This window comes from Bacillus sp. FSL R7-0672, assembly GCF_038601465.1.
Classification (GTDB): domain Bacteria; phylum Bacillota; class Bacilli; order Bacillales; family Bacillaceae; genus Bacillus; species Bacillus pumilus.
In genome coordinates this window covers 2,250,728-2,271,503 of the sequence record NZ_CP152010.1, presented here as the reverse complement: position 1 = coordinate 2,271,503, position 20,776 = coordinate 2,250,728, and the positions used below count along the sequence as shown (strand labels likewise).

At 40.9% G+C, this 20,776-nt stretch carries 23 protein-coding genes; 19 read left to right on the top strand and 4 right to left on the bottom strand.

The genetic code is table 11. The annotated features are described in order from the left end of the window. Nucleotides 1–101 precede the first annotated feature (101 nt). The 7 genes from MKY18_RS11445 (at nt 102) to pstB (MKY18_RS11415) (ending at nt 8,301) form a co-directional block, all read left to right on the top strand. Entirely contained in the window at nt 102–1,388 is a 1,287-nt protein-coding gene (locus MKY18_RS11445) for an MFS transporter (protein ID WP_003217361.1), read from the top strand. Nucleotides 1,389–1,510: 122 nt separating this feature from the next. Next, the gene (locus MKY18_RS11440) at nt 1,511–3,646 is read left to right on the top strand and encodes a penicillin-binding protein 2 (protein WP_044140955.1); all 2,136 of its coding nucleotides are present in this window, start codon (nt 1,511–1,513) and stop codon (nt 3,644–3,646) included. A 214-nt stretch (nt 3,647–3,860) separates the two neighbouring features. After that, nucleotides 3,861–4,778, top strand: coding sequence for a phosphate ABC transporter substrate-binding protein (locus tag MKY18_RS11435; RefSeq protein WP_034661310.1), 918 nt, complete (start codon nt 3,861–3,863; stop codon nt 4,776–4,778). 79 nt (nt 4,779–4,857) lie between these two features. Continuing rightward, nucleotides 4,858–5,784, top strand: coding sequence for a phosphate ABC transporter permease subunit PstC (gene pstC, locus MKY18_RS11430; RefSeq protein WP_003217329.1), 927 nt, complete (start codon nt 4,858–4,860; stop codon nt 5,782–5,784). Continuing rightward, complete coding sequence (pstA, locus tag MKY18_RS11425) at nt 5,784–6,668, top strand: phosphate ABC transporter permease PstA (RefSeq protein WP_003217489.1); 885 nt, start codon at nt 5,784–5,786, stop codon at nt 6,666–6,668. Before pstC ends, pstA begins: the two co-directional genes overlap by 1 nt. Before the next feature lie 32 nt (nt 6,669–6,700). Then, on the top strand, nt 6,701–7,504 hold the full coding sequence (gene pstB, locus MKY18_RS11420; protein WP_170938397.1) for a phosphate ABC transporter ATP-binding protein PstB: 804 nt from the start codon (nt 6,701–6,703) through the stop codon (nt 7,502–7,504). A gap of 14 nt (nt 7,505–7,518) precedes the next feature. Next, entirely contained in the window at nt 7,519–8,301 is a 783-nt protein-coding gene (gene pstB, locus MKY18_RS11415) for a phosphate ABC transporter ATP-binding protein PstB (RefSeq protein ID WP_034620853.1), read from the top strand. A 43-nt stretch (nt 8,302–8,344) separates the two neighbouring features. Here the strand turns inward: pstB (MKY18_RS11415) and MKY18_RS11410 are convergent, their stop codons facing one another. Continuing rightward, on the bottom strand, nt 8,345–8,845 hold the full coding sequence (locus tag MKY18_RS11410; protein ID WP_003217472.1) for an endolytic transglycosylase MltG: 501 nt from the start codon (nt 8,843–8,845) through the stop codon (nt 8,345–8,347). Continuing rightward, nucleotides 8,842–9,189, bottom strand: coding sequence for a hypothetical protein (locus MKY18_RS11405; protein ID WP_003217285.1), 348 nt, complete (start codon nt 9,187–9,189; stop codon nt 8,842–8,844). Before MKY18_RS11405 ends, MKY18_RS11410 begins: the two co-directional genes overlap by 4 nt. A gap of 420 nt (nt 9,190–9,609) precedes the next feature. On the opposite strand from MKY18_RS11405, the gene rpmG reads away from it, so the two are divergent. The 11 genes from rpmG to MKY18_RS11350 all read left to right on the top strand — a co-directional run bounded on the left by rpmG (nt 9,610) and on the right by MKY18_RS11350 (nt 19,186). Next, entirely contained in the window at nt 9,610–9,759 is a 150-nt protein-coding gene (rpmG, locus tag MKY18_RS11400) for a 50S ribosomal protein L33 (RefSeq protein ID WP_012010579.1), read from the top strand. Nucleotides 9,760–9,807: 48 nt separating this feature from the next. Continuing rightward, nucleotides 9,808–10,368 carry a 5-formyltetrahydrofolate cyclo-ligase gene (locus MKY18_RS11395; RefSeq protein ID WP_044140958.1) on the top strand — a complete coding sequence of 187 codons (561 nt, stop codon included), beginning with the start codon at nt 9,808–9,810 and terminating at the stop codon, nt 10,366–10,368. A 78-nt stretch (nt 10,369–10,446) separates the two neighbouring features. Continuing rightward, nucleotides 10,447–10,911, top strand: coding sequence for a hypothetical protein (locus MKY18_RS11390; protein WP_065098406.1), 465 nt, complete (start codon nt 10,447–10,449; stop codon nt 10,909–10,911). 89 nt (nt 10,912–11,000) lie between these two features. Next, complete coding sequence (locus tag MKY18_RS11385; protein ID WP_165840198.1) at nt 11,001–11,174, top strand: hypothetical protein; 174 nt, start codon at nt 11,001–11,003, stop codon at nt 11,172–11,174. Between the two features lie 86 nt (nt 11,175–11,260). Then, complete coding sequence (locus tag MKY18_RS11380) at nt 11,261–12,799, top strand: rhomboid family intramembrane serine protease (RefSeq protein WP_065098405.1); 1,539 nt, start codon at nt 11,261–11,263, stop codon at nt 12,797–12,799. A gap of 70 nt (nt 12,800–12,869) precedes the next feature. Further along, nucleotides 12,870–13,073: a YqgQ family protein gene (locus MKY18_RS11375; RefSeq protein ID WP_008342322.1), complete on the top strand. Its 204-nt coding sequence runs from the start codon at nt 12,870–12,872 to the stop codon at nt 13,071–13,073. 13 nt (nt 13,074–13,086) lie between these two features. Continuing rightward, nucleotides 13,087–14,040, top strand: coding sequence for an ROK family glucokinase (locus MKY18_RS11370; RefSeq protein ID WP_065098404.1), 954 nt, complete (start codon nt 13,087–13,089; stop codon nt 14,038–14,040). Between the two features lie 213 nt (nt 14,041–14,253). Further along, on the top strand, nt 14,254–16,173 hold the full coding sequence (locus MKY18_RS11365) for an LTA synthase family protein (RefSeq protein WP_065098403.1): 1,920 nt from the start codon (nt 14,254–14,256) through the stop codon (nt 16,171–16,173). A gap of 86 nt (nt 16,174–16,259) precedes the next feature. Continuing rightward, nucleotides 16,260–17,384: a M14 family metallocarboxypeptidase gene (locus MKY18_RS11360; protein ID WP_065098402.1), complete on the top strand. Its 1,125-nt coding sequence runs from the start codon at nt 16,260–16,262 to the stop codon at nt 17,382–17,384. Between the two features lie 155 nt (nt 17,385–17,539). Further along, nucleotides 17,540–18,793 carry an MFS transporter gene (locus MKY18_RS11355; protein ID WP_065098401.1) on the top strand — a complete coding sequence of 418 codons (1,254 nt, stop codon included), beginning with the start codon at nt 17,540–17,542 and terminating at the stop codon, nt 18,791–18,793. Between the two features lie 78 nt (nt 18,794–18,871). Then, nucleotides 18,872–19,186, top strand: a complete 315-nt coding sequence (locus MKY18_RS11350; RefSeq protein ID WP_034662003.1) for an MTH1187 family thiamine-binding protein — start codon at nt 18,872–18,874, stop codon at nt 19,184–19,186. A 222-nt stretch (nt 19,187–19,408) separates the two neighbouring features. On the opposite strand, the gene MKY18_RS11345 is transcribed toward MKY18_RS11350, so the two are convergent. Further along, nucleotides 19,409–19,582: a DUF2759 domain-containing protein gene (locus MKY18_RS11345; RefSeq protein ID WP_003217333.1), complete on the bottom strand. Its 174-nt coding sequence runs from the start codon at nt 19,580–19,582 to the stop codon at nt 19,409–19,411. A 157-nt stretch (nt 19,583–19,739) separates the two neighbouring features. Between MKY18_RS11345 and MKY18_RS11340 the strand changes: the two genes are divergently transcribed. Continuing rightward, a complete protein-coding gene (locus MKY18_RS11340) occupies nt 19,740–20,378 on the top strand; it encodes an MBL fold metallo-hydrolase (RefSeq protein ID WP_065098400.1) in 639 nt (212 codons plus the stop codon). A gap of 45 nt (nt 20,379–20,423) precedes the next feature. Here MKY18_RS11340 and MKY18_RS11335 read toward each other — a convergent pair whose 3' ends face one another. Beyond that, on the bottom strand, nt 20,424–20,666 hold the full coding sequence (locus MKY18_RS11335; RefSeq protein ID WP_003217440.1) for a DUF2626 domain-containing protein: 243 nt from the start codon (nt 20,664–20,666) through the stop codon (nt 20,424–20,426). Nucleotides 20,667–20,776: the final 110 nt, after the last annotated feature.

Genomic DNA, 20,776 nt, shown 5'->3' with positions numbered 1-20,776 from the left:
TGCTCTTTAGAGAAGCAGGTCTTTTTATATTTTCCCTCCTTTTTTTACATATCTGCCTTTTGATGAGACAGACTATTGTGTAGAAAAGGAGAATGAAATATATGAGCAGATTAAAGAAAATGTTCGGGGACATGGATGTTACAAGAGATTTAATGCTCCTCCTCACGATTGGCGGATTATATGCACTTGCCATTGCGCTATCAAATACGTTTGTAAACGTGTATTTATGGAAACAGTCGGGGAAATTCACGGATCTTGCGATTTACAATCTGGCTATTGTTGTGCTTCAGCCCATTACATTTTTATTCGCAGGCCGGCTCGCTAAAAAAATAGACCGGGCGTTTGTCCTTCGTTTCGGCGTGATCTTCTTAGCCGCTTTTTACTTAATTGTCTTAATAGCAGGAGAGCACGCGGCCGCGCGGCTTGTTTTATTAGGGAGTGTCCTTGGGATCGGCTATGGTTTTTACTGGCTTGCTTTTAACGTACTTACCTTTGAGATCACCGAGCCTGAAACAAGAGATTTCTTTAATGGATTTCTAGGAGTCCTCACCTCTACAGCTGGCATGATCGGTCCACTGATCGCGGGTATTGTCATTTCTCAATTAACAGATGATACGGGCTATACAGTGATTTTTACTTTATCGCTAATTTTGTTTTCATTAGCGGTTGTGATGAGTTTTTTCCTTAAGAGAAGGCAGTCAAAAGGAAAATTTATCATCAAGCAAATATGGAAAGAACGCCATGCCGACGAGAATTGGCGTAAGATTACAACAGCTCACTTTTTTCAAGGGCTTCGTGAAGGGGTCTTTGTCTTCTTAATCAGTGTCTTTGTGTTTATCGCAACAAACAGTGAACTTGCTCTTGGGACATTTGGTTTGGTGAACTCAGGTGTTGCCTTTTTCGCTTATTTCTTCGCTACGCGTTTGATTAAGAAAAAATGGCGTAAGAAAGCCATTATGCTTGGCGGGCTGATTTTATACGGTGCCTTGTTCTTAATCGTCTTTCACTTGTCCTATGTATCACTTCTCATGTATGCGGTAGCCATCGCGATAGGATATCCGCTTCTGCTTGTTCCATATGTATCCTTAACATACGATGTCATCGGTCATGCAAGGTATGCAAGGAAAGCCCGAATTGAATATATTGTGGTCAGAGAGCTGTTTTTAAATGCTGGCCGTATTTGTTCCATTGTGTTGTTTCTTCTGTCTGTCACTTTACTTGGTGATGAGCTCGGGATACCTGCATCTCTTGTTGTGCTTGGAGCGGGACATACCCTCATTTATTTCTTTGTAAAAGATATTCATTTGAAAGAAAAAACTGCTGATATGAAAGAGGCAGACGGTCAAAAGCCAGTTTCTCAGACGAACCTTATTAAGGGAGAAAGGTAAAATTTCTTACCAATGGAACATCAAATTTCTAGATAAATAATAGAAAAACCGCTAAAATGATGATGGCACCTTTTATACACAAAAAGGGGTGCCATTTCTTTCTTGATAGAAAAGGTGATGTGATGAGAAACAAGAAAAACAAAAAAGACGCGAAGGAAGGGCGCAAAACACTTCCAATCCGGCTGAATTTACTATTTTTAGCTGCGTTTATTATTTTTACAGGTGTTGTTGTAAGACTCGGATTTGTACAAATTGTCAATGGAGAAGATTATAAAAAGCAGGCAGAAAAACAAGAGGATGTAAATGTCAGCTCAGCTGCTCCGCGCGGGAAAATTTACGATCGAAACTATAATACGATTGTCAGCAATAAAGCGCTAAATGCCATTACATATACGAGAACCTCGACGACTTCACAAGAAGAGCGGCTCAAAGTGGCTACAAAATTAGCGGATATGATTCATGTGAGTACGAAAAAAATCACAGATCGTGACAAAAAAGATTTCTGGATCTTAACGCATCCGAACGAAGCGAAAAAGCTTGTTCAAAAGGAATCGGAATTAAAGGGTGACGATAAGATCGCTGATGATAAATTATATGAGCTTCAGCTGAAACGCATCACGGACAAGGAATTAAATCAACTGACGAAAAAAGACTTACAAGTGCTTGCGATTAAAAGACAAATGGATGCAGGCTATGCACTTACGCCTCAATTCATTAAAAATGATGATGTGAAGCCAAGCGAAATTGCTTACGTCTCTGAGCATTTGGACGAGCTGCCAGGTGTGGATGTGACAACAGACTGGTCACGCAGCTATCCTTATAAAGGACTGCTTCGCAGTATGCTCGGCAGTGTGTCCTCAAGTGATGAAGGACTTCCGCAGTCACTTCTTGAACATTATTTATCGCTCGGCTACAGCCGAAATGACCGTGTAGGAAAAAGCTATCTAGAATATCAATATGAAGATGTCCTGCAAGGCCAAAAGGAAAAAGAGCAGAGTACAACTGATAAAGAGGGCAATGTGACAAGCTCTAAAGTGCTAACAGAAGGAAAGAGCGGGAAAGACCTTGTGCTCACCATTGATATTCAGCTGCAAAAAGCGGTTGAAAAAATCATTGAAAAGAACTTAAGAAGTGCGAAACAAAGAGGCGGGACAGAGCTTCTCGATCGTGCGTTTGTTGTCATGATGGACCCGAGAAATGGAGAAGTTCTCTCCGTTTCGGGGAAACAGATTTCAAACAAAAACGGGAAATACAAATTTGATGACTATGCATTAGGAACAATGACATCATCCTATGCAATGGGCTCAGCCGTAAAAGGGGCCACTGTACTGACAGGCTATAAAACAGGCGTGATTCACATTGGAAGTACCCAGTACGATGAACCGCTATATATCGCGCAGTCACCGCCTAAGAAATCCTATCAAAATATGGGACTCATTAATGATTTAACGGCACTCGAGCGTTCATCTAACGTGTATATGTTTAAAACAGCGATTGCCGTTGGAAAAGGGGAGTATCGTAAGAACCAGCCGCTCCCAATCGATCCGAAAGCTTTTGATACATTCCGTTATAATTTTAGTAAATTTGGTCTTGGTGTCAAAACAGGGATTGACCTGCCAAACGAAGCGACAGGCTACCGGGGAACGTCTACACAATCTGGTCTCCTGCTTGACTATGCAATTGGACAGTATGATACGTTTACACCGCTGCAAATGGCGCAATACGTTTCAACGGTTGCAAATGGCGGATATCGTTTACGTCCGCAGCTTGTGAAAGAAGTGAGAGAGCCAGATCCGCAGCGCGGCATTGGTGCTGTAACAGAATCCGTCAAACCAGACGTATTGAATAAACTAGACATGACAAGTGATGAGATCAAGCGTGTTCAGCAAGGGTTCAAGCTTGTCATGCAGAACCCAAGAGGGACAGCCTACTCGAACTTTGGCAACAAAAAGTATAACCCAGCTGGCAAAACAGGAACCGCTCAATCATTCTATGACGGCCCAATTAAAAGCAAACGCGGCACACCAACATACAACACAACACTTGTGGCGTATGCGCCTGCTGATAATCCAGAAGTGGCCATTTCCGTCGTTGTACCATGGGTGTATCAAGACTACAATCAGCGCTATCCAATTACAAATGATATCGGTGAACAAGTACTAGACAAGTACTTTGAGCTGAAATCAAAACAGGAAAGCAATGATACTCAAGCGAAGAACAAAAATAAAATTGAAAATGAAGCAGAAACAAATGACTAGACCTTTTCTAGGTAAAAACGCTCACTTTTTGTGGGCGTTTTTTTACGTTTTCTTCAAAATTTTCGAGATAAATTGACAAAATACATAAAAAACATCGCAAGATCTCTACAAAACTTCGACATTTACAAAACCTTAACATTCCATTTAAACGAAATTAATAAAGAACCTTTAATGTATTACTCGTAGGACAAATTATTCAGGGGGTATTCTTGAAATGAAAAAGAACAAATTATGGCTGCTTACTTTCCTTACTATCGCATTGTTAGCATTCGTCACAGCATGCGGAAACAGCAGCTCAAGCGGAGATTCAAAAGACAGTAAAGGAAATGCTTCAAACAAAGATGAGGCATCAGGTTCCATTACCATCTCAGGATCATCTGCGATGCAGCCTTTAGTTCTTGCGGCAGCAGAAAAATTCATGGATAAACATCCAAAAGCCGATATTCAAGTACAAGCCGGCGGTTCAGGAACAGGACTTTCTCAAGTGTCAGAAGGATCTGTACAAATTGGTAACTCAGATGTATTCGCAGAAGAGAAAGACGGAATCGACGCAAAAGCTTTAACAGACCACAAAGTAGCAGTTGTTGGAATGGCCGCAGCTGTAAACCCTGAAGTGGGTGTCAAAGACATCACAAAGGACGAATTGAAAAAAATCTTCACTGGTAAAATCAAAAACTGGAAAGAGCTTGGCGGGAAAGACCAAAAAATCACTCTTGTGAACAGACCTGACTCTTCAGGAACTCGTGCAACATTTGTGAAATATGCACTTGATGGTGCAACACCTGCAGAAGGAATCACAGAAGATTCTTCAAACACAGTGAAAAAACTGATTGCAGAAACACCAGGTGCGATTGGATACCTTGCATTCTCTTATTTAACAGATGACAAAATTACACCGCTTAGCATTGATGGTGTGAAACCGGAAGAAAGCAATGTAGAAAGCGGTAAATATACAATTTGGGCATACGAGCATTCTTATACAAAAGGTGAGCCAGATGGTCTAGCAAAACAATTCTTAGATTACCTTATGAGTGATGAAGTACAAAAAGAAATCGTCAAAGACCAAGGCTACATCTCAGTTTCTAATATGAAAGTAGAAAGAGACGCAACAGGCAAACAAACAGATAAGTAAGAGGTCTTGAATTGCTGATGAAGGAAAAGTGGAGCTTTTCACTTTTCCTTTTATGACATTCATAGGAGTGTAGAAAAAGATGAAGCAGATAGAACATACAGAAGCGAGCGATCGACTGATCAGCTCGAAGAAAAATAGGCAAATGGATGAAGTAAGAGGAAGTATTTTGGTGAGATTCTGCGCATTCTTAATGATTGCTGTATCAATCGCCATTACCATCTTCCTTGGCATTAAGGGTTTACAATCTTTCATTGTAAATGGTGTAAGCCCAATTGAGTTCTTAACCAGTATCAATTGGAACCCAACAGCAGAAAACCCGCAGTACGGCGCATTTCCTTTTATCTTCGGATCAATCGCCGTCACGCTCCTATCGGCACTCATTGCAGCGCCGCTAGGCATCGCAGGCGCAATCTTTATGACAGAAATTGCACCTGCTTGGGGACGTAAAATCCTCCAGCCAGTCATTGAATTGCTTGTAGGGATTCCATCCGTTGTTTACGGATTCATAGGTCTTACAGTATTGGTGCCGTTTATCGGACACTTCAAGTCAAGCGGCTCAGGGCATAGCGTGCTAGCAGGAACGATTGTCCTGTCTATTATGATCCTGCCAACCGTTACATCCATTGCGACTGATGCAATGGGTTCACTACCAAAAAGTTTACGTGAGGGATCGTACGCATTAGGCGCAACAAGATGGCAAACGATTAGACGTGTGCTTGTGCCAGCAGCACTGCCAACATTAATGACAGCGGTCGTTCTTGGCATGGCTAGAGCATTTGGAGAAGCCCTTGCTGTACAGATGGTCATTGGAAACACGCGTAATTTACCAGAGAGCATTATGGATACAGCTGGTACATTAACAACCATTATTACGTTAAACATGGGTCACACAACGTATGGAAGTGTTGAGAACAATACACTTTGGTCAATGGGACTTGTCCTTCTAGTTGTATCATTTATGTTCATACTCATTATCAGATACTTGTCGTCTAGGAGGAAGATTTAATGAATAGCAAAATGACCGATCGTTTTGCCACATTTATATTTGGATTATGTGCTGCCATTATTACGGCGATTCTCGTTGGTTTGTTTTCTTATATCATTTTCAACGGTGCAAAAGAATTAAATTTCGACTTTTTGACAACCCGCTCAAGTGCGATTGGCTCTGGCGGCGGCATCAGGGATCAGCTCTTTAACTCGTTTTATATTTTGTTTATTACGATGCTGATTACAGTACCGCTTGGTGTCGGCGGCGGAGTGTATATGGCAGAGTACGCACCTCAAAACAAAGTCACAGATTTTATTCGTACATGTATTGAAGTGCTGTCTTCACTTCCGTCTATCGTCATTGGTATGTTTGGTTTACTCATGTTTGTGAATTTAACAGGCTGGGGCTATACGATCATTGGAGGAGCTCTTGCGCTCACTGTGTTTAACTTGCCGGTGATGGTCAGGGTGACAGAAGATGCGCTGCGCTCTGTACCGAAGGATCAAAAGGAAGCATCACTAGCGCTTGGTGTAACGAAGTGGCACACAGTCAAAACGGTCCTTATTCCAGGTGCGCTTCCGTCTATTATCACTGGTGCGATTTTAGCATCAGGAAGAGTCTTTGGTGAGGCGGCTGCTCTTCTTTTTACAGCAGGTCTCTCCACACCGCGCCTTGATTTCACAAACTGGAGTCCTTTTTCTGATACGTCACCGCTGAATGTGTTTAGACCGGCAGAAACATTAGCCGTTCATATATGGAACGTCAATACACAAGGAATCATTCCAGATGCAGAAGCCATTGCAAATGGTGCATCAGCTGTACTTGTGCTTTCAGTCTTATTGTTCAATTTAGCAGCTAGATGGCTTGGTTCATTTATTCATAAAAAGCTTACGTCAAAATAATGTGAGAGAGGTGTGAAGGGGATATGGTTCAAATGCTAGCAGAAAAAAAAGAGATTGCAGCGAAAAAGGCTCCACTTCAAGCGGAACAGATTTTACAGGTGCAGGATTTAAGCATTTATTATGGTGAAAAAAGAGCGGTCAATCACATTTCATTCGAGATTGAGAAGAATGCGATCACCGCATTAATCGGTCCATCCGGCTGCGGGAAGTCTACCTTTTTACGCAGTATTAACCGTATGAACGACTTAATTCCAGGTGCGAGAAGTGAAGGGGCGATCATGTACGAAGGATTAAATATTTTGGATGACCGTATTAATGTGGTGAATTTAAGAAGAGAAATCGGCATGGTCTTCCAAAAACCAAATCCATTTCCTAAATCGATCTACAATAACATCACCCATGCGTTAAAGTATGCTGGGGAAAAAAGAAAATCTGTGCTTGATGATGCGGTTGAGGAAAGCTTAACAAAGGCGGCTCTATGGGATGAGGTCAAAGATCGTCTGCACCGATCTGCTTTGTCATTGTCAGGCGGTCAGCAGCAGCGCCTTTGTATTGCACGTACACTTGCGATGAAACCTAGTGTCTTGTTATTAGATGAACCGGCTTCTGCCCTAGACCCCATCTCAAATGCGAAAATTGAAGAGCTATTAGGCGAATTAAAAAATGATTATTCAATCGTCATTGTGACACACAACATGCAGCAAGCGCTCCGTGTATCAGATCGTACAGCCTTTTTCTTAAACGGAGATCTAGTAGAATATGATGCTACAGAACGTATCTTTACACGTCCTGCGCAGCAAAAAACAGAAGACTATATCAATGGTCGATTTGGATAAGGCGGGTGGATTTGATGAATGCAGTAGCAACTAAAGCAGCAAAAAAAGAAGTGTTTCGTGTGAATGATATGAATCTTTGGTATGGACAGCATCATGCATTGAAGCATATTGACTTAGCGATTAGAGAGCATGAAGTCACAGCGATTATCGGCCCGTCCGGCTGCGGGAAGTCAACGTTTATTAAAACGTTAAATCTTATGGTCAAAACAGTGCCAGGTGTGAAAATCACCGGGGATATGATGTATAAAGATGACAACATTTTAAAAGGCCGTGTTGATTTAGTGGAGCTGCGTAAAAATGTCGGCATGGTGTTTCAAAAAGGGAATCCATTCCCTCAGTCTATCTTTGATAATGTCGTTTACGGACCAAGAATTCACGGAGTTAAGAGCAAGCAGCAATTGAAAGAAATCGCGGAAAAAGCGCTTCGAGATGTTGCCCTATGGGATGAAGTGAAAGATCGATTAAGTGCTCCCGCTCTAGGCCTTTCTGGCGGTCAGCAGCAGCGTCTTTGTATCGCAAGAGCCATTGCTACAAGCCCAGACATCTTATTAATGGATGAACCAACATCAGCGCTTGATCCTGTCTCAACATTAAAGATTGAAGAATTGATTATGAAATTGAAAGAGAAATATACGATTGCCATTGTGACGCATAACATGCAACAAGCGGCTCGGGTATCAGACCGAACGGCCTTCTTCTTAATGGGGGAGCTTGTTGAGGTCAATGATACGAATGTGATGTTTTCTGAGCCAAACGATCAAAGAACGAATGATTATATATCTGGTCGATTTGGATAAGAAAAACCCCCTGAAGGTCAGTGCCGTCAGGGGGGGGTTGTTGTTATTTTGTTAAGGCTTTGACTATCTGTTTGAACGTCATTCCTGTTTTTAAATTGAACTTGCCTGCACGAATTTCTTTATGGTAGCCGGCGTCAATTACGTAATCATTAAAGTCTTTAGACGAGTTGATGATGCCGTCCTTTTCAAGCATGTCTGAAACATCACTTGTACTCATACCGTTTTTAATCACAAATTTGATCGATTTGCCTTTAGGCTTGTCCTCTTTTTGTTGATCACTCTTAGAATCTCCGTCTTCATTTGCCTTCAGCGCTTTTTCCTTATAGTCAAGAAGCTGCTGGTACGTTTCGCGGCTGACAGTGACTTCTTTTTTGGAGTCTAAATAGTTTTTCACGTCAGTGTCTGTTACTTTCTGTGCGAGGGTTTCTTTTGTTGTTGTATCAGCTGCTGCCTCGTCTTTCCCAGTGAGGAAAAAGACAATCGCAAGAACCCCAGTTGCAAGAATCATACCTGCTGCAAACGTTTGGATGCTTTTTTTCGTCATACAAGCACCCTCTCGTTGTCTTTAATGATCATGTTGACATCTTCTACAGATACATGCTCAGCGCGCGCAATGGCCTCAGGAGACATGCCATTTTGATGTTTTGAAATGATCTGTCTTGCGATGGATGGATCAATTTCTGAATGCTTGCGAACGACGATGTTTGTTTCAAGTAATTCTTCTTCAAGCACTTTCATTTTCTTTTTCAGTTTATAGATTTCTTGCATTGCAGATAGTTGAAGTGTTTCAAGTTCCTGCTCGACTTCTTTAATCGGCTCTCTTTGAAAATATGAGAATGCGATCAGTACAATACTGACAACAAGCAATCCGATAATTGCAATTTCCATGTTTCATCACCTTTTATTCATATTTTAATGCTGAAAGCCATAAAAGGCTTCCAAGATTGTTTCAGACAGTTTTCGACCCTTCTTTTTTATACCATAAAAAAGCTAGTTTCAAAAGGAATTGCTGAAGAAAATCACCTTTTTTTCATCTTTTTTCTTTTTATATGTAAAACGGGTATGAAAACCTTGCTTCGCTGTCAAAATAAATGAAAGCGGCGGGGAGAAGAGGAGTCTCATGTATACAGTACGACAAAGAATAAGGTTTTATAGGGGAGCAGACGATTTTTCATGACATAAGCATGCGATATGTAAGTGAATGCACTCAAATTGAAATTGGTGAAAAAACATTCTAGCATTCCTAAGCTAGAAGTGGTATTATAGTTAGGTCTGAATGTGAATTGATTTTAGTTTGGAGGGAAAAATATGCGCGTAAATATTACTCTAGCTTGCACTGAATGCGGTGAGCGTAACTATATTACTAAAAAGAATAAGCGAAACAATCCAGATCGCGTTGAATTCAAAAAGTATTGCTCACGTGATAAAAAACAAACTGTACATCGTGAAACAAAGTAAGCAGCAGGGAATTTTCCTGCTGTTTTTTTATGATGGGAGATGATCTGTATGAAAAAGGAGCTTCGCCTTCAAACATTAGCCAAGCTTGATCAGATAAGCGCTGAAGAATTTGAGCGCAGTACGGCTTTACTCCATGAGCACTTATTGCAGCTGCCAGCATGGAAACAGGCGAAAACGATCGCTTTGACGATGTCTAGAGGAAAAGAGATACCGACAATGCCTCTAATTGAAAAAGCGTGGGAAGAAGGAAAAACAGTATGTATCCCTACCTGTTTTCCGAAAACAAAAGAGATGATGTTTTATGAATATACACCCGAAACAAAGATGACATCCAGCTACTTTGGGCTATTGGAACCAGACCCTCAAGTATCAACAGCTGTACATAAAGAAACCATTGATTTAATCATTGTGCCTGGGGTATGCTTCGATCAAAAAGGCTACCGGATTGGATTTGGGGGCGGCTATTATGACCGCTACTTAGCTGACTATCACGGGGTAACCATTGCACTTTGTCTGTCTTTACAGCAAATCAGGCAAGTGCCGTCTGAAGCATACGACATACCGGTGTCTATGATTGTCAGTGAAAAAGGCACGTTATATCAAAAGTAAAAGTCCGCTGATTGTCCAAAGAACGGGCTTTTTGTTGTTTCATAAGGTCATGGCATTTTAGCTGATAGGAGGTCCGTTTTGAAAAAATTTCGTGGAAAGAAAAGATACTTCCGCAATATGTGGGAGGAAGTGAATACTTGCGACCTAAAACTCGATCAGGATTCATGGTTTTATTTTTGGCATACGCACCTTGATTTTTTTGGGGTCGGGGAAAATAGCTTAAAAATAAGAAGAGAGCATATCAAAGCCCATATCGCTTTATATCATAGGCTGTTAAAACAGCTTGAAGGCTTTGAAAAGCCATACCAAACATGGATTAGTATTCACGAACATGCCCCTGGTTTAGACGCTGTATATGTTCATACACCAAATCCATACGACAGTTACTTCCCTCACAAGATGGAAGAGGTAGAGCGGAATTATAAGCTGCCTCATACGTTCAAGGATTTAATCGACCTTCATCAATTTGACGTTTTTTATGATCAACCAGAGTGTGAAGAGGTCTATTATATTCAATCAAAAGAACAAGGGATTAGATTGTAAAAGCAGAAAGCATTGTAAGCGATAAAAATGATGGTTCATGCATAAACACATCCTATTTAAGCCACGATACGAACATAGGAGGGAATATGATGAATAAAATGATTTGGAGCATTGTGTTCACATTGTTTGCATTCGTTCTCGTGCAAAATCGTTATCGGCTGATGAATTTGATCTTAGGTCAAAATCAAGTGCGTCACTTTTTTATTAAGTGGCTGATGAAAGTCCCGTATTTTCGGACGAAATTTATTCGCCAAGCATTCTAATCCCGCAGACGTCGGGATTTTTTTGTTCAGAAATGCGGATCAGAACAATTCTTGTTATAATAATGTAAAAAATGGAGCGCGAATGAATGAATGTCATAGATAGTTTATTTTGGCGAGTTGTTGATGAATTAAGACAAAAAGGGTACGAGATGATTCAAAGTCCGTATCCAGAAGATGAAATATTTTTTGAAGCACCACGAAACTCAGGGTATGATCTCATCCGTCTAAATAGAAAAGATGTCAATTTTAAACAGGAGATCGTTCGAGAAATTGAAGAGCAGACGTATCGGATGGATCAGCTGAGAGAGGCCATGCGTAAACGTTCTCTTCATCTCTTACAGCTCCAATTTACAGCTGACTACCCTGTAGATGATTGGGAGGACCTAAACGGTCAACAGCAAAAAAAGCAAAAGGTGACAGTTACACCTGTATTACTGAATGCAGACACTCTTCAACATGACGTTAACGAGCTGCAAAAATGGCTCAATACTTCGCTGACAGTGGATGTAGAAGAGGCAAAAAGAGACACAGCTGAAGATGTCATCCAGCTTAAAGTGAGCGTACTTCAAGCATTTGATGATCAGGAAAAGCAGCGTGAACGAGAACGGGCCGTTTTTCAAAATGGCAGACCGATTTTCACCTACCTGTTCATCGCTGTTCAAGTGGTGATGTTTCTTTTACTTGAACTATTTGGCGGAAGTACCAATACGGCAACTTTGACAGCGTTTGGTGCTAAAAATAATGGGCTGATCTTAGATGGAGAATGGTGGCGCCTGATTACACCAATGTTTTTGCACATTGGCTTGACGCACTTACTCTTTAATACATTTGCTCTTTGGTCTGTCGGAGCGGCTGTTGAGAAAATTTATGGCTCATGGAGATTTTTGCTCATCTATTTCATTTCCGGCATTTTTGGTTCCATAGCGAGCTTTGTCTTTAATACGGCCATCGCAGCCGGTGCATCAGGCGCGATCTTTGGATGCTTAGGTGCACTATTATATTTGGCAATTTCTAACCGCAAGCTCTTCTTCCGAACGATGGGGACAAATATTATTGTGATCATCCTCATCAATTTAGGGATCGGCTTTACCGTATCAGGTATTGATAACGCAGGGCACCTTGGCGGTCTGGTTGGCGGTTTTTTTGCTGCTTTAGCTGTCCGGCTCCCTAAACAAGTGCAGCCTGTCAAAATGTTTCTTGCTAGTGTTGTTCTACTGTTGATTGGTGGTTTCGGATTGTATACAGGGTTTCATTCAGACGATCAAAAGGAAGCGGCAGCAGTAAGTGAGGCAGCAAGTTTATTTGATGACAAGAACTATAACGAAGCAAGTAAACGTCTAGAGGAATATGTACATCAAAAGGATGCATCAGCTGAGGCTCTCCATATATATGCTCTATCGGAAGCGCAGCTCGGCCACCTTGACAAAGCGATTGGATTTTTACAAAAGTCGCTTAAAAAAAATCCAGATGATCCAAATAAACTGTATCATCTATCGTTGTTGTACGTAGAAAAAGGAGAGACAGCGAAAGCAGAGGATCTAATAGAAAAAGGGTTAGACCAAGATCCAAAAAATGATCAATTTTTAAAGCTGAAACAATATATTGAAAACACGCAAACACATTGAATGACTTGACTGAAAGCGCATTTATGAATACGCTTATCCTATCTGTTGATGAGAAGAAATGGTGGAAACAATGAAAACGTTATATGATGTACAGCAGCTGCTCATGAGATTTGGAAATTATGTGTATTTCGGAGATCGTGAAGTGGAATTAGAATTTATGGCAGATGAACTGAAGGAAATGTATACATCGGGCATTATTGACCGGACAGAATGGTCAAACGCAATGACGATTCTTCAAATGGAACTAGCCAAATTAAATCGAAAAACAATGTGAAGGTGGAGGGCATATGATCGGGGATTGGTTTGTAGGAGTTGATCTTGGCGGTACGACAATTAAGCTTGCGTTCATTAACTTATATGGTGAAATTCAGCATAAGTGGGAGATTCCTACGGATAAATCAGGGCAGACGATCACAGTCGATATTGCCAAATCAATTGACCACAAATTAGTCGAAATCAGTATGCCCAAATCAGCGCTGATTGGGATTGGAATGGGTGCACCTGGGCCTGTAGATAAAGTATCTGGGATTGTCTATAAAACAACGAATCTCGGCTGGACAAACTATCCACTCAAAGATCACCTAGAGGCAGAGACAGGACTTCCATCTGTCATCGAAAATGATGCGAATATTGCTGCACTCGGTGAAATGTGGAAGGGTGCAGGCGATGGCGCAAAAAACATCCTGATGGTCACACTTGGCACAGGTGTTGGCGGCGGCATTATTGTAAATGGTGAAGTTGTTCAAGGTGAGACAGGGGCTGGCGGAGAAATTGGCCATATTTGTGCCGTTCCATTCCAAGGAGCACCTTGTAATTGCGGGAGAACAGGCTGTATTGAAACCATTGCATCTGCGACTGGCATCGTCCGGCTTGCAAAGGATAAATTAGTAACAGAGCAGCATACATCTTCACTTGGCACGCTCACTTCGCTGACTGCAAAGGATGTGTTTAAGGCTGCTGAAAGTGGAGATGATCTTGCCATGCGTGTCGTAGAAGAGGTGACGACTCATCTTGGGCTTGTATTAGCGAATCTTGCCAGTGCGTTAAACCCAACAAAAATCGTGATTGGCGGCGGTGTTTCAAAAGCAGGTGAGCTCCTTCGCAGTAAAGTAGAACGCGTTGTTAAGCATCACGCATTTCCGCCTTGCGCTGATGATGTCGAAGTCGTGATTGCCTCTCTCGGAAACGATGCAGGAGTCATCGGCGGTGCATGGATGGCAAAAAACAAATGGTCGTCTTAAACAAAAAAGTCATCATGATGTCATTTTTATTAAAAAAAGCGATAGATGGGCATGAAATGAAATGTTTAGCATATTCATAAGTTTGTCATGAGGAAAAAGACATTGATTTTCCAGCACATACAGGATAAGATATAGTTTAGTTATTTTTGAAGAAGCACCAATAATTAGGGTGTATCCCTAGCTTGAGTGCTCGCTTAGCATAAGGAGGTTACAATGCGAAAGAAAAGATTAAAGGCGATTTCATTTTTACTGATTGCGACATTGCTCATGTGGGTCAAAACCTATGTTATCTATAAATCTAGCTTCAATATTAAAATAGAAAATTTCATGCAGGAGTTTATCCTGTTTATTAATCCGCTTAGCTTTATCTTGTTTATCTTCGGTATCGGTTTATTTATGAAAGAAAAAAATCGCAATCGATATATCATCGTGACGAGCTTTATTCTGACATTTATTTTGTTAGCTAACATTGTGTTTTACCGATTCTATAGTGACTTTTTAACCATCCCCGTCCTATTTCAAACAAACAATATGGGTGACCTCGGGTCAAGTATTACCTCTTTAATTGAACCAGTCGATTTATTGATGTTCGTGGATATCATCATTTTAATGTGGCTCTATAAAAAGCAGCCTTCCTTTAGAACGGATATCACCATTTCACGAAAAGAACGAGCAGCCTATTATTTATTTGTGGCAGCGACTTTCTTCTTTAACCTTGGTTTGGCTGAAACAGAGAGACCAGAACTGCTCACTCGCTCTTTTGACCGTGAGATGCTGGTGAAAAATATTAGCTTATATAATTTCCATATTTATGATGGAGTGCTGCAATCGAAACAGTCTGCTCAACGAGCCCTTGCTGACAGCAATAGCTTAACAGAAATTGAAAACTATGTAAGTGCAAATCAAACCGACCGTAATGAAAAGACGTTTGGTCAAGCAAAAGGACGAAATGTCATTCTTGTCTCACTTGAATCTACACAAAGTTTCGTGATCAATGAAAAACTAAACGGGAAAGAAATCACCCCGTTTTTAAACAAATTAATCAAGAAAAGCTACAACTTTACTAATTTCTATCATCAAACAGGTCAAGGGAAAACATCTGACTCAGAGTTTATTGTTGATAACTCTCTCTATCCACTTGGAAGAGGAGCTGTGTTCTTCACAAATCCAAGCAATGAGTTTACAGCCACACCTGAGCTGTTAAAGGATGAGGGGTACCATTCTTCTGTCATTCATGCGAATAACAAAAGTTTCTGGAACCGTGACCTGATCTACGATAGCTTTGGCTACGATAAGTTTTTTGATATTAAATCATTTGATGTAAATGAAGAAAATTCAGTTGGCTGGGGGCTGAAAGATGGTCCATTCTTCGAACAGTCAGCGGAATTGATGAAATCGATCCCGCAGCCTTTCTATACGAGATTGATTACATTAACGAATCACTTTCCGTTTGATCTAGATGAAGAAGATAAGCTCATTGATGAATATGATTCTAAGAGCAAAACGCTAAACAAGTTCTTTCCTACAGTGCGATATCAAGATGAGGCGCTGAAGATTTTCTTTGAAAAAATGAAGGAAACAGGTTTGTACGAAAATTCCATCTTTGTTTTATATGGGGATCATTATGGAATTTCAGAAAATCATAACGAAGCTATGGGGCAATTTTTAAATAAAGAGATTACGCCATTTGAAGAAGTACAGCTTCAAAAAGTCCCGTTTGTTGTACACATTCCAGGGATCACGGATCAACATCCAAAAGAAATTGATACGGTAGGTGGTCAGGTCGATCTCCGCCCAACTGTACTCAATCTATTAGGAATTGATACAAGTAAACAAATTCAATTTGGCCATGATCTTTTATCGAAAGATACGAATGATTTTACCGTGCTTCGTGATGGCAGTTTTATTACGAAGGACAGTGTTTTCACAGATGGTGTTTGCTACAATAAAAAAACGGGTGAGCCAAGAGATGATGAGACTGTGTGTCAGTCTTATGAAGAGAAGGCAAAGCAAGAGCTCCAATTCTCTGATCAAATCATCTATGGGGATCTCCTTAGATTTTATGGCCGGAATAGCCCGGACCATTCTCCATCCAAAAAAGAAGATGAAACGCAGCTGAAAAAGGCGTCCTAACATACGAGAAAACCTCTGTTATTTTTAAATGCAGAGGTTTTCTTTTTTTGTCTGCCGGCTCATATAGTATGAGAGGAGGGATGTAAATGAAGACAACGTCGTTTGGGAAAATTGAATGGCAGCTAGATGGAGAGGAAAAGGATAATGTAGCAAAGCAGTTAGGGATAGGAAATGCAGCTTTCCATTTATCCAATCAAATCAGCAATGAGTACCTCCTTTTACCGGGATATCGACTTCCGGAAGGTATCCATTCATTTTCTTCCATAGGTGAGCTGCAGAAATTTATTGCGCCTTACAGGCTGCAGCAATCCGATGATTGGATCAATGGAACCTTTGAATATGATAGTGCTCAATTAGAAGAAGAGCTGAGCCACTTGAAAGCCGCATTTCCTTTTCTTCAAATGAGCATAATAGGTCATTCAGTGCTTGATACACCTATTTATGAAATCCGAACAGAGCCTGTTCAGCATTTACATTCTATTCATTTGAATGCCTCTTTTCATGCAAATGAATGGATCACGACGTCTGTTTTAATAAAATGGCTGAAATCGCTGTGTTTGGCTGCATCTGACCCGGTGCAAGCAAGGCATCATGAAGCCGTTCATATTCTGCGAACCACAGCTCTCTCTATCGTACCAATGGTGAATCCAGATGGTGTGGACCTCGTACGAAATGGACCAGAGTCACTTGGTCTGAGCAGTGAAGAATTCACACCGCTATATGATGGATATGCTGATTATCAGGAGTGGAAAGCAAATATACGAGGGGTGGATTTGAACAATCAATTTCCTGCTTATTGGGAGATCGAATACTACCGTCATGAGACTAAGGCTCCGTCCAATCGAGGCTTTCCTGGGTATCAGCCGCTAACAGAACCAGAAGCGAAAGCGATGGCAAATCTAGCATTACGAAAACGCTTTGACAGGCTTGTTGCTCTCCATACACAAGGAGAAGAGATATACTGGGGCTTTCTTGGTCATGAACCAGCCATCTCAAAAGAAACGGTCAAACGATTCGAACAAGTAAGCGGCTATAAATCGATTCAATATCTTGACAGCTATGCAGGCTATCGCGATTGGTTTATTTATCAATGTCACAATGAGGGCTATACAGTCGAGCTTGGCCTAGGAAAAAATCCTCTTTCCATGAATCAATTTGACACCATCTATGAGAAAACAAAGCGGTTGTTATGGGAAGCATGTAAGTGTTAAAAAGCACCTGTCAGGTGCTTTTTACATTTGAACATGAAGTAATTTCTTATTGTCAATAAAAATAATGTTAGGGCAATTGACGAAGGTCGCCTTGTGAGCTATTGTGAAAGGTGTGGATGTAAAAAAAAGGATATGTTTTAGGGAGATGTCGATCATTGAGTGCTCAAAGCCTGTGGAAAAGGAATTTCACTTACTTATTTATTTCTAAAATGTGCAAAATAACAGGTGATAGTTTATCTTTCAACACCATCTTGTGGCTTTTAGTACTAGGCGGAAAAGGGGCAATTGGAACAGCCTTTTTTATTGCGGTCAGCTTTGTTCCGCAAGCCATTGTTGGGCCGCTAATTACCCCAATGATGAAGCCGCATCAATTGAAATTTTGGATGTGTTTTGCTGATTTAACAAGAGGAGCGATAATCCTTGTGATTGTGGTCAGTTACTTTTATGGTTTCACGCCATTAGCACTTGTTATTGGCTGTATGCTGCTTCATTCGGCAACTGGTGGCTCCTACGAACCGGCGTCTGTATCAATTATTCCAAAGCTTGTCCATGAGGACCTCATACAAAAAGCGAATGCAACTATTCAATCAGCAAGTCATGTAGTCAGGCTTGTGACGGTCACGGTTTGTGGTGTCATGATTGCGTTTGTAGGGGTAGGATATACAATGCTTGTGATTATTCCTCTTTATCTCTTGTCTGCTTTACTCGTATTAATCATTACATATGAAACAGAAATCATCATTGATAAAGCCAAAAAAGGGTTATCATACGGCAAAAGATTGATTCGGGGATTTTCACTTGTTAGAAGGCACCATATTTTGTTCCCATTGGCGATTTTTTGTGTTTGCTCGAACTTTGCTGCCGCACCATGGGAAGCATTGTCTGTTATTTATTTAACAGAGGATTTACATAGTGGACCAGTTATCTATTCATTTATTAAAGTCACAACGGCACTAGGTGCATTCTTGATGGGGTTTGTTTTGACAAAGGTAAAAGTGAACCGGTATGGGCTGCTGTTTATAGGTGCTGGGATTGTTGATGGAATCTCGTTCTTTATAACAGGCATGAACGCATTTTTACCACTTGTATTTATATCAGCTTTTGCATTAGGTGCCGCCATCAGTGCAGTCAACGTGCCTGAACATACAATGATTCAATTGTCAGTAAAAGCAGAGGATCAGCCGCAAGTGTATGCAATTATCAATATGATCTCCTTCTTCATGATCCCGTTAGGCGCTCTCATTGGCGGCTATATGGCAACACTATTTGGGTCAGGGTATGTCATTGCGGCTGGCGGCATCATTGAAGCTGTGTCAGGGATATGCCTGCTGCTATTCACAAAGATTGGGAAGGTAGAGAGGGCGGATTTGACGATAGAACGGGACAAACCTTCTTTAAATGCAACGTGAGCATGGCATGATGGATTGCGAATAGGTTACAATGAGGACGAGAAAACATGAGGATTTCAATGGAAAGGGGCAATAAACATGGCCATAGCAGATGTCACTATCATTCCAATAGGCACGGAAACACCAAGTGTCAGTGCTTATGTAGCAGATGTACAAAGAATTTTAGAAGGCTTTCAAAAAGAAGGGAAAATTAATTATCAATTAACACCAATGAATACGTTAATTGAAGGTGAATTATCCGTTTTATTTGAAGTCATTCAGCGCATTCATGAAGCACCTTTTGAAAAGGGATTGCACCGCGTAGCGACCAATATTCGCATTGATGACAGGCGGGATCAAACCACAACGCTTACAAGCAAAATAGAAAGCGTGAATAAGCACTTGAATCAATAAAAAAAGCCTGCTAAATGCAGGCTTTCAGCGTGTAGACAAACCCTCGCATTCGGTGTCAGTCCTGCGTGCCGGTGCTCACGAATATCAAATTCGCTCCGCTCCGGTACTCGTCCTTCCTAGGCTGCAAAGGTTTTCTATCAAGCTGAAAAGAAGACAAAGGGCTAAAATCAAGATCATTTTAGCCCTTTGTCAATAATCTAAAAGCCTGCTAAATGCAGGCTTTTAATGTGCAGTTGGATAACCGCTATAGATGATGGTCATGACAGTAAACCAGCCAAAAACCAAAAATGTTGCGCCAGCAAAAGCGATGGCAAGTACGTTCACTTTTTTAAGTGAGCGATAGATCCCGAGTGCAGCTAAAATCGTGACTAGACCAAAAATAATGACGAGCATCATGTGAAAGTCCCCCTTTGTCATCAATCCCCTTGATTTCCTTTCTTTTCATTTTAACCGTTTTCATAAAGCTTGTCGAGTAGATTCCAGTTGACGATTGTTTGAATTTTTATTGTGTAGCCTTCATAATAAAAAAGAATGAATAAAGTAGGTGATGAAAATGAATTGGAGAAGAATGCCACTAGGCTATGTACAAGCGAATGCGTATATTTGGAAAAATGAGCACGGAGAATGCTTAATCTTTGATCCAGGCGGTGAAGCACAAAAGCTGATTTCCTATGTAAAAGAAAAACAGCTCACACCGCTTGCTGTCTTACTGACACATGCTCATTTTGATCATATCGGTGCCGCAGATGAGGTGCGCGCAGAGTGGGGAGTGCCACTCTATGTACACGAGAATGAAAAAGAATGGCTCACGAACGCTGAATTAAACGGTTCAGCTCGATTGATTGGAAATGGAATTACGGTCAATGAAGCTGAAAAATTAATTACGTCAGAAGGAACTCTTCAAATTGGATCGTTTACATTAGAGATGTTCCACACTCCTGGGCATTCACCAGGCAGTGTATCTTACTATTCGGCGGAAGAAGGATTTGTGATTTCTGGTGACACGCTATTTGAAGGCGGCATCGGAAGAACAGATTTAGTAGGGGGCAGTCAAGAAGTGCTGCTTCAATCAATTCATAACAAATTATTGTCTTTACCAGAATCAACTCTTGTTTTAAGTGGACATGGCGGAGAAACCACTGTACTCACGGAGCAGGAACAAAATCCATTTATCAATGGCTTTTCTCTTTAAACGTATGAAAAAAAGCATCTCTTTTTATTGAGATGCTTTTTTCAATTAATGTCCGGTACCGGGAACCATGATGAAAATCGAATAATATGTAAATCCGGCAAAGAAAATCGTCAAGTACGCTCCGAAAATGTAAATATACATTCTTTCGGATAAATTCAAGTAGGATAAAAATACAAAAAGAACGGTTTGACCGAAGAACAGCAACGATGCATCTTTCATATGCCCTAAATAGAACATGACAGCAAAAATACCCGTCCAAAAGCCAAGCACGCGGAACATGCGATTCATTTCTTTCCCTCCCCTTAAAAAAACCCCTTTGATTCATATTATAGCTGATCACCACTTGTTATGTAAACATTTACATTTTTGACAACGTGTGAACATTTATTTTACGAGTA